At 54.8% G+C, this 15,240-nt stretch carries 13 protein-coding genes; 2 read left to right on the top strand and 11 right to left on the bottom strand.

The features are described from left to right. Positions 1 to 11: 11 nt before the first annotated feature. From wzyE to trxA, 11 genes are all read right to left on the bottom strand, one after another. Positions 12 to 1,364 carry an ECA oligosaccharide polymerase gene (gene wzyE / locus AC3WOK_RS23025; RefSeq protein WP_047345468.1) on the bottom strand — a complete coding sequence of 451 codons (1,353 nt, stop codon included), beginning with the start codon at positions 1,362 to 1,364 and terminating at the stop codon, positions 12 to 14. Next, a complete protein-coding gene (locus AC3WOK_RS23030) occupies positions 1,361 to 2,443 on the bottom strand; it encodes a TDP-N-acetylfucosamine:lipid II N-acetylfucosaminyltransferase (protein WP_492355155.1) in 1,083 nt (360 codons plus the stop codon). Before AC3WOK_RS23030 ends, wzyE begins: the two co-directional genes overlap by 4 nt. Then, the gene (gene wzxE / locus AC3WOK_RS23035) at positions 2,440 to 3,690 is read right to left on the bottom strand and encodes a lipid III flippase WzxE (protein WP_063958139.1); all 1,251 of its coding nucleotides are present in this window, start codon (positions 3,688 to 3,690) and stop codon (positions 2,440 to 2,442) included. Before wzxE ends, AC3WOK_RS23030 begins: the two co-directional genes overlap by 4 nt. 1 nt (position 3,691) lies before the next feature. Further along, entirely contained in the window at positions 3,692 to 4,822 is a 1,131-nt protein-coding gene (rffA, locus tag AC3WOK_RS23040) for a dTDP-4-amino-4,6-dideoxygalactose transaminase (RefSeq protein ID WP_059311522.1), read from the bottom strand. Positions 4,823 to 4,826: 4 nt separating this feature from the next. Next, positions 4,827 to 5,504 carry a dTDP-4-amino-4,6-dideoxy-D-galactose acyltransferase gene (gene rffC, locus AC3WOK_RS23045; protein WP_492355156.1) on the bottom strand — a complete coding sequence of 226 codons (678 nt, stop codon included), beginning with the start codon at positions 5,502 to 5,504 and terminating at the stop codon, positions 4,827 to 4,829. After that, positions 5,501 to 6,763 carry a UDP-N-acetyl-D-mannosamine dehydrogenase gene (gene wecC / locus AC3WOK_RS23050; RefSeq protein WP_492355157.1) on the bottom strand — a complete coding sequence of 421 codons (1,263 nt, stop codon included), beginning with the start codon at positions 6,761 to 6,763 and terminating at the stop codon, positions 5,501 to 5,503. The genes rffC and wecC overlap by 4 nt, the downstream gene beginning before the upstream one ends. Beyond that, positions 6,760 to 7,890, bottom strand: a complete 1,131-nt coding sequence (gene wecB, locus AC3WOK_RS23055; protein ID WP_492355158.1) for a non-hydrolyzing UDP-N-acetylglucosamine 2-epimerase — start codon at positions 7,888 to 7,890, stop codon at positions 6,760 to 6,762. Before wecB ends, wecC begins: the two co-directional genes overlap by 4 nt. A gap of 56 nt (positions 7,891 to 7,946) precedes the next feature. Next, positions 7,947 to 8,993 (bottom strand): ECA polysaccharide chain length modulation protein, encoded by a 1,047-nt coding sequence (gene wzzE / locus AC3WOK_RS23060; protein WP_492355164.1) that lies wholly within the window; start codon positions 8,991 to 8,993, stop codon positions 7,947 to 7,949. Positions 8,994 to 9,006: 13 nt separating this feature from the next. Beyond that, on the bottom strand, positions 9,007 to 10,110 hold the full coding sequence (wecA, locus tag AC3WOK_RS23065) for a UDP-N-acetylglucosamine--undecaprenyl-phosphate N-acetylglucosaminephosphotransferase (RefSeq protein WP_059311517.1): 1,104 nt from the start codon (positions 10,108 to 10,110) through the stop codon (positions 9,007 to 9,009). 241 nt (positions 10,111 to 10,351) lie between these two features. Next, positions 10,352 to 11,611 carry a transcription termination factor Rho gene (gene rho / locus AC3WOK_RS23070; protein WP_001054528.1) on the bottom strand — a complete coding sequence of 420 codons (1,260 nt, stop codon included), beginning with the start codon at positions 11,609 to 11,611 and terminating at the stop codon, positions 10,352 to 10,354. 345 nt (positions 11,612 to 11,956) lie between these two features. After that, positions 11,957 to 12,286 (bottom strand): thioredoxin TrxA, encoded by a 330-nt coding sequence (gene trxA / locus AC3WOK_RS23075; RefSeq protein ID WP_006179218.1) that lies wholly within the window; start codon positions 12,284 to 12,286, stop codon positions 11,957 to 11,959. A gap of 144 nt (positions 12,287 to 12,430) precedes the next feature. Between trxA and rhlB the strand changes: the two genes are divergently transcribed. Next, complete coding sequence (gene rhlB / locus AC3WOK_RS23080; protein WP_047345477.1) at positions 12,431 to 13,699, top strand: ATP-dependent RNA helicase RhlB; 1,269 nt, start codon at positions 12,431 to 12,433, stop codon at positions 13,697 to 13,699. Positions 13,700 to 13,705: 6 nt separating this feature from the next. After that, positions 13,706 to 15,190, top strand: a complete 1,485-nt coding sequence (gene gppA, locus AC3WOK_RS23085) for a guanosine-5'-triphosphate,3'-diphosphate diphosphatase (RefSeq protein WP_492355159.1) — start codon at positions 13,706 to 13,708, stop codon at positions 15,188 to 15,190. Positions 15,191 to 15,240 lie beyond the last annotated feature (50 nt).

The following is a 15,240-nucleotide window of genomic DNA, read 5'->3' on the forward strand; positions in this document are numbered from 1 at the left end:
ACTATCCTTACTCAGACTTGCGACAGCGTCGTGCTGCCCTGCCGCTCGCGCTTGTGCACAAGCCCTGCGCTGTCAAACAGCCAGTACAACAGTTTGGCCAGTAGCAGGCAGAGGCCGAAAACCACCATGAAGAAGACCACGCGCGAAACGAACGAGTCCAGTCCTTCGCGCGCCAGAACGATCATATTGAAAATGGCACCAAAGCAGAAGCTGTGCAAAATGGCTGCTTTATAGCGGTTGGTCTCTTCGTTGCCGCGCAGGTAAAGCCAGTCGAACCACTTTATGATCAACCCCACGGCAACCGCTCCAGGCAGAATGAACCACGCCCCGCCCATCACCACCAGTGAACCGATAAGCGTAGGCGAGATTGCCAGACCGGAATGGTTGTTCAGCACTTCCCAGGTAAAGTAGTTCGCCGTATTTAGCACCACGCCAGGCCGGTCCGGCCATAGCCAGGAAGGGATAAAGACGTAGAAGTCGCGAACAATCGGCGCCAGCCCCTGGAAATCAATCTTGTCGTAGTTTTGCAGCAGCAGTGCCAGGTTTTCCCACGGCGAGAACGTATCGCGCGTGAGGTAGAGGAACGTGTAAAACGCCTCATCACCCGCCACGTTCATTCCATACCGCTTCAGCGCCAGCCAGAACATCCCCACAATGCCAAACACCCCTGCCGCAACCAGCATCCACAGCGAGATCCAGCCACGGATGATGCCGATAAACAGGAAGATGGCAAAGGCGATGATGATGTTGGCGCGCGTACCGCCCACAATCATGTAGGTCAGGATGCCAAACGCGACGGTACTGACCAGGAAGAAGAGCCACGCTTTGCTGTCCTGGCGCAGGAAGAAGATCACCAGCATCGCCGGGATGAAGAAGTAGAAGAACCGCTTAAGCGCCACGCCCGAGACTTCAGCAGAAAAAATCTGGCTGTAGGAGTGAAGCTTAAAAAGCAGGAAGCCGTTATGCATGAAGAAGATGCCGACACTGACCAGGGCAATCGTCATCAGCATCACCCACGTCAGATGGGTCTCCACCCGGTTCATGGTAAAAAGCGCCCGGCGCGGCGCGTCGGCGTGCGCTGAACGCAGACGCGTTTTATAGGTGACGTAGTACACCGCATAGAAGCAGGTCGCCGCCAGAAGCGCCTGGAGGAGAATTTCCGGCGGCGCGACGCTCACGTCAAAACGGAAGACCAGAATGCTGGTCAACGGGAAACCGAAAAAGAACGTCAGCAGAAACAATAGCGAGAAGAAAACGTTAAAGTTGAAACGCACGCGGCGGAACTCAAACCAGGTGAGCGTGGCGATAAACAGGGCGCTCAGAAGCCAAACGACCAGCAAACCGCTGAATTGCAACTGGCTCATGCGTTGTCTCCTGCAGCGATACGCAGCGCACGGTGCCACGGCGTGAGGTAATTCGGGCTAAAGAAGTCGATGGAATTTTTATCCACCAGCGCCAGCTGCCGCTGTGCTTCCCGAACAACCTCTTCATTGAGCACATCGGTAGTGAACAGCACCGGAAGATGCTGTTCGGCCATATCCTGCCAGAACGGGTTGTCGCGGTTGAGCACGCAGGGGATCCCCGCCTGAATCAGCAGGCACAGTGTGCCAATGCCCTGCTGACGGGCAAAGATGAAATAGCCGAGGTCGCATTTTCTCAGCAGCGTAAGGTATTCATCAAATTCCAGCTTATCCCGCAGAATATTCAAGTTATCCGCGCTGAATAAGGCGAGCCCCTGCTGGCGAACCTCATCAATGTAGGCGTCATTGTTGGCGGGATAGCCCATCGGCACCACCACGTTTACCGTATCGCCAAACTGCTGATGCACCGCCCTGAGCGCCGCGACATGTTCGTTACTGCGATCGCCGGAGTTCCCCACCAGGATCGTCAGCTTGCCTTCACGCACCGTGGAGTCATTCGCCATGGCGTTCAGCGCCGGATCCATGCGGGTCGGGAAATAGAGTAGTTCGCCGCGCACGTTTGGGTGCTGCTTCGCAAAATAGTTGAGATCGCCACGGGTAGCAAAAACGCAGCCCACCCTTCCCTGTGCCATACGACGCAGCGGATAGAAAAGACGGAATTTCCAGCCGCGGGAGACTTCGTAGAGATCGGCGCCCCAGATATGCCAGCTACACTGGGAAGGCTTGATCCCCCCGCTGAGGAGTCCCAGCCACAGGCCGGTATTAAACTGCCCGTGGAAGAAAAATCGCTGGTCACGATCCGCTTTGGCTTTGGCAATAACTGCCTTCGCCAGCGCGGCCTTATTCGGCCAGAAGCTCATCTTCAGCGCCGGAAATGCGGCGCTCAGGCCCTTATCCTGACCTGTAACCATAAACTCGCGCGCATCAGGATTACCCGATGCCAGCTCGTCGTTGAAGAACCGCAAAACGGTCTGGTTATGGTGTGGGATATCCGATCCCAGGATGTGAATCAGTGCAGTCATGCGCGTTTACGCCACAATAAAAATACGCCGCAACAGGCAGCGAAATAAACGATATAGGTTGCCATGTAGGCCTGAGCCGCCCCCAGCGCACCGTGCGCGGGTATCAGCCAGTGCGAGAACGAGGTCAGCAACGCAAACTGGCTAATTTCCGCCAGGATATACAGCCGCAGGGACGCTTTCGCGATCACCAGATAGCCGAAAACGTAAGCCCCCACTTTCAGCACATCGCCCACCAGTTGCCAGGCAAAGAGATCGCGCATGGCGGTGAACTTTGCCGAGAACAGCAGCCAGATGGCGACATCGCGCAATAGCCAGACGGTAAAGCTGGCAGCCGCAACAGCCGGCAACACAAAGCGCAGAGATCGGAAAATCTCACGGGTAATATCCTGCCTGGACGTCAGACGCGATAATGTTGGCAGCAAATAAACGCTAAAGGAAGCCGTAATAAACTGGAGGTAGGCGTCGGAAATGCTGCTCACACCCTGCCAGATCCCGACTTCATCCCAGCTGTAATGCGCCGCCAGCAGGTTTCGCATCATCACGTAGGCCACGGGCAGCGTAACGGAGGTGATGAGCGCCATCAGGGTAAATTTACCCAGCTGGCTGGCAAGGACCTTATCCCATTGCGGTTTTAGGTAGCTCAGCGGGATGACGCCCCGACGCATCAGCATCAGCGCCGCGGGAATAACGACCAGCGCCGGTACCAGCGCCAGGCCGAGCAGCGCGCCTTCATAGCCACCGAGGCGATAGCAGAAGTAGTAGGCAATCACGCCGATGACGCTGCCCAGGATTAACGCAAGGGCGTTCCCGGCCGCGTCGCGAAAACCTTTCATCAGCGCCAGCAGCAGGTTAGCCCAGGCAATGCCCATCTGAACCAACGCAACCAGACGCACCAGCCCCTGATAATGGGTGTGCCCGAACAAGCCCTGGCTGATGGGGGCCGCCGCCAGAAGAAAGACAATCGCCATCAGGGTCGAAAAACCCGTGACCATCGCCGAAGAGGTGCCCACCACCCTGCGAAGCTGAGCCGCGTCATCACGGTACTGAGAAACGTATTTGGTCACGCCGTTGAAGATACCGGCACCCGCCAGCACGCCAAGGACGGTGACAAGCTGGCGGAAATTACCCGCCAGCCCCACGCCGGAGGGGCCAAATGAGACGGCCAGCAGCTTGACGACCAGCAGACCGGCGCCAATTTTTACAAGTGTGGACGCGGCAGTCCACACCGATGCTTTTGCCAGAGACATATCAGCCGAAATAGCTCAGCAGGGTATTGATCACCGTACGCTGGTTAACTGGCGCGAGGTTGTAGAACAGCGGCAGGCGAAGCAAACGCTCACTTTCTTTGGTAGTGTAGCGATCTTCACCCGCAAACGTGCCAAACGCTTCTCCGGCCGGACTGGAGTGCAGCGGGATATAGTGGAACACCGCCATAATTTCGGCTTCTTTCAGCCAGGCGATCAGCTGGCTGCGGTCGTCGTTATCGCACAGCTTGATGTAGAACATGTGCGCATTATGGACGCAGTCTGCCGGGATGGTTGGCAGTTCAATACGCCCGGCTTTTGCCAGAGGCTCAAGCGCATCGTAATACGTTTGCCACAGGGAAAGACGCTGAAGGTTGATACGCTCCGCCGCTTCCAGCTGCGCCCACAGGTACGCTGCCTGCAGGTCCGCCATCAGATAGCTTGAGCCAATATCGCGCCAGGTGTACTTATCTACCTGGCCACGGAAGAACTGGCTGCGGTTGGTCCCTTTTTCGCGGATCACTTCCGCACGTTCAACCAGCGCGCGATCGTTAATCAGCGTCGCGCCGCCTTCTCCACCCGCGGTGTAGTTTTTGGTTTCGTGGAAGCTAAAGCAGCCGATATGGCCGATAGTACCCAGCGCGCGTCCCTTGTAGGTGGACATCACACCCTGCGCGGCATCTTCAACCACAAACAGGTTATGTTTTTTGGCGATCGCCATGATGGCGTCCATTTCACAGGCCACGCCCGCGTAGTGAACCGGTACAATCGCTCGCGTTTTGTCGGTGATCGCCGCTTCAATCAGCGTCTCATCAATGTTCATGGTATCCGGGCGGATATCCACAAAGACGATTTTTGCCCCGCGCAGGACAAACGCATTCGCTGTGGAGACGAAGGTATAGCTCGGCATAATCACTTCATCGCCGGGCTGGATATCCAGCAGCAGGGCCGCCATTTCCAGCGACGCCGTACAGGACGGAGTCAGCAGCACTTTGGCACTGTGAAAACGCTGCTCCATCCACTGCTGACAGCGACGGGTAAAACCGCCGTCACCGCAGAGCTTGCCGCTGCCCATGGCAGACTGCATATAGTCCAGTTCAGTTCCGACGACGGGTGGTGCGTTAAATGGAATCATCTTGTCACCTGTATAACCAGTAGGCGGTGGCGTCGATGTTGGCACCACTCGCAATATAACGTTTAAGCGCGGCGGTGTTGCCCACCTGGGTCGCCACCCGCAGCGTCACAAGCTGTTGCTGCTGCGCCCAGTGTAGCGCCGCCTGCATCAGTTTCTCGCCCATACCGCGCCCGGCTAATAAGCCAATACGCGCCTCGCGCTCGTTGAGCTTACGCAGCGAGACAAATCCCTGGATCTGACCATCCCCTGCGCGAAGCACCAGGCAAACGTGGTCAAAGGTTCCTTTGACCGCATTCTCCACCCACTGGGCGTAAAAACGTCCGCTATCGTCAGGGGCGTACCAGGGCGTGCGAAAGCGGCTCTGAGCAAACGCCTGAGCCGCCATCTGACGGAGCACGGGGATGTCCTGTTCCGTTGCAATTTCCGCGCCGGACGCATCGTGCCGGGTGAGAGTAATGGAAAGGTCTACCTCGCCTTCAACCAGCTGAAAACCGTGCTGCTGGAGCGCGTCGAGCAGGTCAGCACGGTCCGCCGGGATCTTAGCCTGCACCCGTTGCCAGGCGGTCAGCTCAGATTCAGTCAGTACCGGCGCATCATCGCGCAGGCGCACGATAGCCGACGGCAGGCCGAAAAAGGCACTCTCCCACTCCAGAGACTCGAGCTGCCCATGCAGACTGTTCAACGCCAGACGCCTTTGGTATCCACAATATACTGCTGACGAACGGCATCCCCGGACGTCGCTTTAAATTCTTTATGATCCACCAGCAGCACCAGCACATCCGCCGTCGCCAGCGCATCGTCCAGCGCCGTCAGCGTGCAGTGCTCAGCCAGTTTTGCCGGCATTTCATGAATATTTGGCTCGACCACCAGCGTTTCGCCCTTATGCCATTCGGCAATCATCTCAGCAATTTCCATTGCCGGGCTTTCGCGCAGGTCGTCAATGTTTGGTTTAAATGCCAGACCAAAGCAGGCAATTTTCAGCTCGCTGGCGCGCTTGCCGCTCTCTGCCAGACAATCCGCCACCGTAGTTTTTACCTGATTGAGCACCCAGTGAGGTTTGCTGTCGTTTACTTCACGCGCGGTGCGGATCAGACGAGCCTGTGCCGGATTCTGCGCCACGATAAACCACGGGTCGACGGCGATACAGTGTCCGCCCACGCCCGGACCGGGCTGGAGAATGTTTACGCGCGGATGGCGATTCGCCAGGCCGATCAGCTCCCAGACGTTAATTCCCTGATCGGCGCAGATCAGCGACAGTTCATTCGCGAAGGCGATATTGACGTCGCGGAAGCTGTTTTCCGTCAGCTTGCACATCTCAGCGGTGCGGGAGTTTGTCACCACGCATTCGCCTTCGAGGAAAATCTTGTACAGCGCGCTGGCACGTTCGGAACAGGCTGGCGTCATGCCGCCAATGACGCGGTCATTTTTGATCAGTTCGATCATTACCTGGCCCGGCAGCACGCGCTCCGGACAGTAGGCGATATTGATATCAGCCTGCTCGCCCGCCTGCTGCGGGAAGCGTAAATCAGGGCGCGCTTCGGCCAGCCACTGTGCCATCTGCTCGGTTGCACCGACGGGAGAGGTCGACTCCAGAATCACCAGCGCCCCTTTCTTCAGCACGGGTGCAATGGATTTCGCCGCCGCCTCGACGAAGACCATGTCGGGCTCGTGATCGCCTTTAAAGGGCGTTGGAACGGCAATCAGGTACGCATCCGCCTCAACAGGCGTCGTGCTGGCACGCAGGAAGCCTCCTTCCACCGCCTCTTTCACCACACGGTCAAGATCGGGCTCCACAATATGAATTTCGCCACGGTTAATGGTTTCCACCGCGCGGGCGTTGATATCCACACCGACAACCTGTTTTTGACGAGAGGCAAACGCCGCCGCGGTGGGCAAGCCGATGTAGCCAAGACCAATGACAGAGATGGTAGTAAAACTCATAGCGATACCCGATTGTTTTTAAGTGCATGCAAAATACGGCCACAAGCCTGCCCGTCTCCGTAAGGATTATGGGCCCGGCTCATCGCCTGATACGCTTCATCGTCGTGGAGGAGGCGCGTGACCTCTTCGACAATTAGCTGCGTGTTGGTTCCGACCAGGCGCACGGTTCCCGCTTTGACGGCTTCCGGACGTTCGGTCGTTTCACGCATCACCAGTACCGGTTTACCGAGGGACGGCGCTTCTTCCTGAATTCCGCCGGAATCGGTGAGGATCAGCCAGGCATGGTTCATCAGCCAGACAAACGGCATGTAGTCCTGCGGCTCAATCAGCAGAACATTGTCGACATGGCCCAGAATGCGGTTAACCGGCTCGCTGACGTTAGGGTTGAGATGCACCGGATAGACAATCTGCACATCTTCATTCTGCGCGGCAATTTCAGCCAGTGCATGGCAGATTTGCTCAAAACCCCGGCCAAAGCTTTCGCGACGGTGGCCGGTGACCAGGATGGTTTTTTTGCCGTTGTGCAGGAATGGATAGCGGGCAGCGAGGTCTTGCTGAAGGGAGCTATTTGCCAATATACGATCGCGGACGCCTATCAGGGCATCAATGACCGTATTGCCGGTCACAAAGATTTTGTTATCGACGATATTTTCGCGTAGCAGGTTCTGACGCGAGTTTTCCGTGGGTGCAAAGTGGTACATCGCCAGATGCCCGGTTAGCGTACGGTTGGCTTCTTCCGGCCATGGCGAGTAAAGGTTACCGGTGCGCAGACCCGCCTCAACATGTCCAACAGGAATACGCTGATAAAACGCGGCCAGACTCGTCGCCACGGTGGTGGTGGTGTCGCCGTGGACCAGCACTACGTCAGGCTTGAATGACTCCAGGATCGGCTTGAGCTCTTGCAAAATGCGGCAGGTTATCTCCGTCAACCCTTGCCCCGGCTTCATAATATTAAGATCGTAATCCGGGACGATGGAAAAGAGCGTTAAGACCTGATCGAGCATCTCACGGTGCTGGGCAGTGACGCACACTTTTGCTTCAATATCAGGATCGCTGGCCAGCGCATGAACCAGAGGCGCCATTTTTATGGCCTCCGGCCTGGTGCCAAATACGGTAAGTACTTTCACATCGATTCTCTTCGATTAGGCGATGAAGGCCGCAGCCTTCATCGTAAACGGCTTTCTTAGTTTGTGCGGCGACGCGTTAACGCCACGCCTGCGCCCGTCAGTGCTCCCACAATGCCCCACATAATCATCAGGAATGCACGACGCGGGCTATCGCGTTTTACAGGCTCTTCAGGCGTTCGCAAATAACGATAGGTCTGAAAACGCGGGTCCATCGTTGGGCCAACATTCAGGGTGGTGAGCATTGCGCGATTTTGATCGTAATCGAGGTCAAAATCGGGGCCAACGGCCTGAAGATTTTCCAGACGTGCCTGCAGCATTGGACGACCCAGGAGGAACATTTCAGAGTCAGGCAGCTCATCTGCCGGAACATCCGTTTCGCTGCGGGAAATATTGCGCTGTTCCGCGATTTTCAGCGCCTGCTCAATATTATGTACGCGGCGAGCGAAGATAGCTTTCGCCACCTCCTCCTGACGTTTTACCTGCGCTTTCATCTGAATGGTACGGGCTGCCCAGGCACCGTTAAGCTCTTCGTTAAGATGGCTTGCGGCACGCTGGCTGGCAAACGCAACATACTGGCGCAACAGGTTGTTGGCATCCGGCGCGGTTTCTGCAATCAGCTTGACGCTGTCATTCACGTTACGCAGCGCATCGCCCGGCATAAACTGAATATTGTTAATCAGATCGTCCAACAGCGCGGCATCAACCTTGCTGTTACCCACCATACGTTGCTTGTAATAATCCGTCTGGGACCAGAAATCGCGACGCGTGTCCCAGGAGGCCAGTTGCATCACAAATTCTTTATAGGCTTCATCCATAACGGAAGCCTGATCGGGTGTCGCCAGATTCGCCTTGATATCCAGGTTACGCAGGAACTGCTGCTGGGAATAAAACCCGCCGAGCATGTTAACCGTTGGTCGGTCTGTAATTGCCGTGGCACTCCATTCCTGTTTTGCAAAGAAGGTGTAGGCCAGCGCTAACAGTGCAAACCCCAGCGCGATCCCCGCAATCCAAAGTTTGCCTGCCCATAACACGCGAAACAAACCCCGAATATCCAGTTCATTCTCAGTTACCACTGATTTCGCTCCCGCCAACGGTTGAGTCATCATAGTCCCGGTTTTACTTAGTTAATGTTGTATTTTTGCCACTGTTACGACGCATCCTGCGTTTAATGCGTTTTACGAATCGCGCTACTTTCCATGCGCGCTTAATGCAGTAGCCGTAGAGAGAAAAAGCAAGCAAGAACAATACCAACATGACCCACTCAGGCACAATATGGGTATATTCCGCCGTCACGCCAATCCCCGCAAGAATAGCAGCAGCGAGCGTAATAAGCACAAATGCCTGCCGAGAAGTGAATCCAGCGCGCATGATCAAATGATGAATATGCTGACGGTCAGCAGAGAAAGGGCTCATCCCTTTACGTAGGCGACGATACATAATCGCGACCATATCCATTAATGGGATAGCGATAATCCATAACGCCGTTACCGGGCTGATCGGGTGTACGTTACCCTGAGTGGTTTCCAGCAAGATCCAGATGATAGTAAAACCGATAAGCGTGCTGCCCGCATCACCCATAAATACTTTATAGCGCCGACCCAAAGCGCCAAGATTTAACAAGATATAAGGCAGGATGGCCGCAATCATGGCGAAACACCACATCGCAAGGCTATATTGTCCATCGAACCACAGAATGAAACCTATTGCGGCAAATGAGACGCAGGACAACCCTCCCAGCAAACCATCAATACCGTCAACCATGTTAAAGGCATTAATCGCCACCCATACCGCAAAAAGTGTCAGGAAATAGCCGAACGGTCCGAGCACCATCTCCCAGGAACCAAAAATATAGCCCAGACTACTCAAATGTAACTTTGCGAATACCATCATGGCGATAGCGACCGCAGCTTGGACAAAGGCGCGGATTTTGACGCTAATATCGTAACGATCGTCAAGAGCACCGACAACGACAAGTACCGTCGCGCAGGTCAGATACAACCTGGCATGCGGAATGTAGTAATCAGCGATTGCAAAGGTAAAGCTGATACCCGCGAAAACAGAGATACCCCCGACCAGAGGAATCATACCTTGGTGGCGCTTACGGAAGTTGGGTTTATCCACTAATCCCAGATATTTCGCCACCTTACGGGCCAAAAACAAAAAGCAGGTGGTAAACAAGAAAATACTGGTTAGCTCAGTAAACGTATCAAGTAGGTTCACAATGGATGTTCTCAACAAATGTTAGTCAAGGAAGTATAACCATGAAGGTGCTGAGCCTGAAGGTATAAAGCAAACCACTTACAACTCCATTTGTTTATTATTCAAGCTATTAATGTTTTTACTGTGCGATTAATCTTATTGTCGCACCGACCGGTCAAAATTGGGAGTAGGTGGTACTAGCGTATAGTCCATAAAAGAAAAACGCCACGTAAAAACGTGGCGTTCACTGGCTTTATTTGCGTTACGAGCGTTTCATCATGTCGAAGAAATCGTCGTTTGTTTTGGTCATCGCCAGTTTGTTAATGAGGAACTCCATCGCGTCAATTTCACCCATTGGATGAATGATTTTGCGCAGGATCCACATTTTCTGCAGCTCTTCCTGTGTGGTGAGCAGCTCTTCTTTACGGGTACCGGAACGGTTGTAGTCGATTGCCGGGAAGACGCGTTTCTCAGCAATTTTACGAGAGAGATGCAGTTCCATGTTGCCTGTACCTTTAAACTCTTCGTAAATGACTTCGTCCATTTTGGAACCGGTATCGATCAGCGCCGTCGCGATGATGGTCAGGCTGCCGCCCTCTTCCACGTTACGTGCCGCACCGAAGAAGCGTTTCGGACGATGCAGGGCGTTAGCATCCACACCACCGGTCAGCACTTTACCGGAAGCCGGGACAACGGTGTTGTAGGCACGCGCCAGACGCGTAATGGAGTCGAGCAGGATGATCACGTCTTTCTTGTGCTCAACCAGGCGTTTTGCCTTCTCGATAACCATTTCTGCTACCTGAACGTGGCGAGATGCCGGTTCATCAAAGGTAGAAGCGACAACTTCACCTTTAACCAGACGCTGCATCTCGGTCACTTCTTCCGGACGTTCGTCAATCAGCAGCACCATCAGCACGCAGTCTGGGTGGTTGTAGGCGATGCTCTGCGCAATGTTCTGCAGCAGCATGGTTTTACCCGCTTTTGGCGGCGCTACAATCAGACCACGCTGACCACGACCAATTGGAGAAGCCAGATCCAGAACGCGAGCGGTTAAGTCTTCGGTAGAACCGTTACCACGCTCCATGCGCAGACGAGAGTTTGCGTGCAGTGGCGTCAAGTTCTCGAACAGGATCTTATTGCGCGAATTTTCCGGTTTGTCGTAGTTAACTTCGTTAACTTTCAACAGCGCAAAGTAGCGTTCACCCTCTTTAGGAGGACGAATCTTACCTGAAATGGTGTCACCAGTGCGGAGGTTGAAACGGCGGATTTGGCTGGGGGATACGTAGATGTCGTCAGGGCCGGCGAGGTAGGAGCTGTCTGCAGAGCGGAGGAAACCAAATCCGTCTTGCAATATCTCCAGCACACCGTCGCCAAAGATATCTTCGCCACTCTTAGCGTGCTGCTTCAGGATGGCGAAAATGATGTCCTGCTTGCGCATACGAGCCTGGTTTTCCAGCCCCATATTTTCGCCGAGAGTGATCAGCTCAGAAACCGGCGTATTCTTTAATTCGGTAAGATTCATAATGGTGTGGGTTCTTAAACTCGGGGTGATTCTCGAACTTAATGTTGTGAATGGTATGGCAGGGTCATCCATGCCTGTTTAGCGGCCATCACCTCATGTCTGTTCGCTGTCTGGTCACAGGGAAAGAACGCAGAACTGAAACGACAAGACGGATTGAGTGACAAGCCCGGAATTTAGCCACTTCACGCACTGTTTATGTCAACAACGGGAAGTATCGGGTAAAACAAGATTCAAACAACAAGATATGTTTAAAACGAAGTCATAGCTAACTTAGCACGACTTCAGCCGGGCGTCCAGAGTTCCACATCATTTAGCCAGATGCTCTGGACGCACAGCGGAGAAACCTTACGCCAGGTTAGCGTCCAGGAACTCTTTCAGTTGACCTTTGGACAGCGCGCCCACTTTGGTCGCCGCCACTTCGCCGTTTTTGAACAGCAGCAGGGTCGGGATGCCGCGGATACCGTATTTTGGCGCGGTGCCCGGGTTCTGGTCGATGTTCAGCTTGGCAACGGTCAGTTTGCCCTGATATTCGTCGGCGATCTCATCCAGAATCGGGGCGATCATTTTGCAAGGACCACACCATTCAGCCCAGAAATCGACGAGGATCAGCCCGTCAGCCTTAAGTACGTCCGTGTCAAAACTGTCGTCAGTCAGGTGAATAATTTTATCGCTCATATATAACTCCACAGGAATAAGCCTGGTACGTTGGTTTTGTCTCCACCAACGACGTGTTGATGTCGCATTAACCAACTAAAGGTTGACTTTATTTCACCGGATACGCTTTCGTAAAGCAATAGTAAGCTGATATTCTACCACACTATGAGCAAAACACATTTAACAGAACAGAAGTTTTCCGACTTCGCCCTGCACGCAAAGGTAATCGAAGCCCTTGAAAATAAAGGGTTTCATAACTGCACGCCCATTCAGGCCCTCGCGCTGCCGCTGACGCTGGCCGGTCGCGATGTTGCCGGGCAGGCGCAAACCGGTACCGGCAAAACGATGGCGTTTTTGACGTCAACGTTTCATTATTTACTTTCTCACCCAGCGATTGCAGACCGCAAAGTTAACCAGCCGCGCGCGCTAATTATGGCCCCGACGCGAGAACTGGCGGTACAGATCCACGCAGACGCTGAACCCCTGGCGCAGGCTACCGGCCTGAAGCTTGGCCTGGCCTATGGCGGCGATGGCTACGATAAGCAGCTGAAAGTGCTGGAAAGCGGTGTGGATATCCTGATCGGTACCACCGGCCGTCTTATTGATTACGCCAAACAGAACCACATTAACCTCGGCGCAATCCAGGTTGTGGTGCTTGATGAAGCTGACCGCATGTACGATCTGGGCTTCATTAAAGACATCCGCTGGCTGTTCCGCCGTATGCCTCCGGCTAATCAGCGTCTGAATATGCTGTTCTCTGCAACCCTCTCGTACCGCGTTCGCGAACTGGCGTTCGAACAGATGAACAACGCCGAATATGTAGAAGTGGAACCTGAGCAGAAAACGGGTCACCGCATTAAAGAAGAGCTCTTCTATCCTTCTAATGAAGAGAAAATGCGTCTGCTGCAAACGCTGATTGAAGAAGAGTGGCCAGACCGCGCCATTATCTTCGCAAACACCAAACACCGTTGTGAAGACATCTGGGGCCATCTGGCGGCAGACGGTCACCGTGTTGGCCTGTTGACCGGCGACGTGGCGCAGAAAAAACGCCTGCGTATTCTCGAAGAGTTCACCCGTGGCGATCTCGATATTCTGGTCGCAACCGACGTGGCAGCACGTGGTTTGCACATTCCAGCCGTGACGCATGTGTTTAACTATGACCTGCCAGACGACTGCGAAGACTATGTACACCGTATCGGTCGTACCGGTCGTGCGGGCGCAAGCGGTCACTCTATTAGCCTTGCGTGTGAAGAGTATGCGCTGAATCTTCCAGCCATTGAGACTTACATCGGTCACTCTATTCCGCAGAGCAAATACAACCCGGAAGCGCTGTTAAGCGAACTGCCGCCGCCTAAGCGTCTTACCCGCCCACGCTCCGGCAATGGTCCGCGTCGTTCAGGCGGCGCACCGCGTAATCGTCGTCGTTCAGGTTAAGAAAATATGCTCAGCTCCACCTCGCTTTATGCAGCAATCGATCTCGGCTCGAATAGTTTTCATATGCTGGTTGTGCGCGAGGTGGCAGGAAGCATACAAACGCTGACGCGCATTAAGCGCAAGGTCCGCCTCGCGGCGGGCCTGAGCAGCGACAATTACCTCTCACCTGAAGCCATGGAACGTGGCTGGCAGTGTCTGCGACTCTTTGCTGAGCGTCTGCAGGATATCCCTCATGCCCAAATCACCGTCGTCGCCACCGCGACGCTCCGACTGGCTGTCAACGCCGTAGATTTCATTGCCAGAGCACAGGAAATTCTGGGCTGTCCGGTTCAGGTTATCAGCGGTGAAGAAGAAGCTCGCCTGATTTATCAGGGCGTGGCGCACACCACGGGGGGTGACGATCGCCGCCTGGTCGTGGATATCGGCGGTGCCAGCACAGAACTGGTTACCGGCACCGGCGCGCAGGCGACGTCGCTATTCAGCCTCTCGATGGGCTGCGTGACCTGGCTTGAGCGCTACTTTGCTGACCGAAATCTGGGTAAAGAGAACTTCGACGAAGCAGAAAATGCCGCGCGCGAGGTGTTACGTCCCGTCATGGATGAACTGCGCTATCACGGCTGGAAAGTCTGCGTGGGCGCGTCGGGGACCGTGCAGGCCCTGCAGGAAATCATGATGGCGCAGGGAATGGACGAGCGGATTACGCTTGCCAAACTTCAGCAGCTTAAACAGCGCGCCATTCAGTGCGGACGGCTGGAAGAGCTTGAAATTGAAGGTCTGACGCTTGAACGCGCGCTGGTCTTCCCGAGCGGGCTGGCCATTCTGATTGCGATTTTCACCGAGCTCAACATTACCTGTATGACGCTGGCTGGCGGCGCGCTGCGCGAAGGCCTGGTCTATGGGATGTTGCATCTGTCGGTCGATCAGGACATTCGCAGCCGCACCCTGCGCAACGTGCAGCGCCGCTTTCTGGTTGATATCGAGCAGGCCGGACGCGTGGCGCAGCTGGCGTCACGCTTCGCCGATCAGGTCGCTAACGTCTGGGATCTCGACCATCTGAGCCGCGATTTGTTGCTGAGCGCCTGTGCGCTACACGAAGTGGGATTAAGCATAGATTTTAAGCAGGCCCCTGCTCACGCAGCGTATCTGGTGCGTAATCTTGATTTACCGGGCTATACGCCCGCGCAGAAAAAATTGCTGGCAACGCTGCTGCTGAACCAGACCAATGCCGTTGATCTCTCCTCTTTGCATCAGCAAAACGCCGTACCGCCGCGCGTGGCGGAGCACATGTGCCGCCTGCTGCGCCTGGCCATCCTGTTTGCCAGCCGTCGTCGCGATGATTTGCTCCCTGCTATCAGCCTGGTTGCCGATGACGAAAAACTGTCTCTGACGCTGCCGGAAAACTGGATTGAACATCACCCGCTTGGAGCAGAGATGATCGAGCAGGAGTGCCAGTGGCAAAGCTATGTGCACTGGGTGTTAGAAGTAAAGTAAGATAGTGAAAAATGCCGGGTGGCGCTGCGCTTACCCGGCCTACAAGTCCC

This window comes from Enterobacter sp. FW301-JW81 (assembly GCF_058788735.1).

What these genes read in the sequence shown, in the direction of transcription:
- wzxE (WP_063958139.1), bottom strand. Translation starts at nt 3,690, where the DNA reads ATGTCTCTGGCAAAAGCATCGGTGTGGACTGCCGCGTCCACACTTGTA.
- wzyE (WP_047345468.1), bottom strand. Translation starts at nt 1,364, where the DNA reads ATGAGCCAGTTGCAATTCAGCGGTTTGCTGGTCGTTTGGCTTCTGAGC.
- rffA (WP_059311522.1), bottom strand. Translation starts at nt 4,822, where the DNA reads ATGATTCCATTTAACGCACCACCCGTCGTCGGAACTGAACTGGACTAT.
- wzzE (WP_492355164.1), bottom strand. Translation starts at nt 8,993, where the DNA reads ATGACTCAACCGTTGGCGGGAGCGAAATCAGTGGTAACTGAGAATGAA.
- rhlB (WP_047345477.1), top strand. Translation starts at nt 12,431, where the DNA reads ATGAGCAAAACACATTTAACAGAACAGAAGTTTTCCGACTTCGCCCTG.
- gppA (WP_492355159.1), top strand. Translation starts at nt 13,706, where the DNA reads ATGCTCAGCTCCACCTCGCTTTATGCAGCAATCGATCTCGGCTCGAAT.
- wecC (WP_492355157.1), bottom strand. Translation starts at nt 6,763, where the DNA reads ATGAGTTTTACTACCATCTCTGTCATTGGTCTTGGCTACATCGGCTTG.
- AC3WOK_RS23030 (WP_492355155.1), bottom strand. Translation starts at nt 2,443, where the DNA reads ATGACTGCACTGATTCACATCCTGGGATCGGATATCCCACACCATAAC.
- rho (WP_001054528.1), bottom strand. Translation starts at nt 11,611, where the DNA reads ATGAATCTTACCGAATTAAAGAATACGCCGGTTTCTGAGCTGATCACT.
- trxA (WP_006179218.1), bottom strand. Translation starts at nt 12,286, where the DNA reads ATGAGCGATAAAATTATTCACCTGACTGACGACAGTTTTGACACGGAC.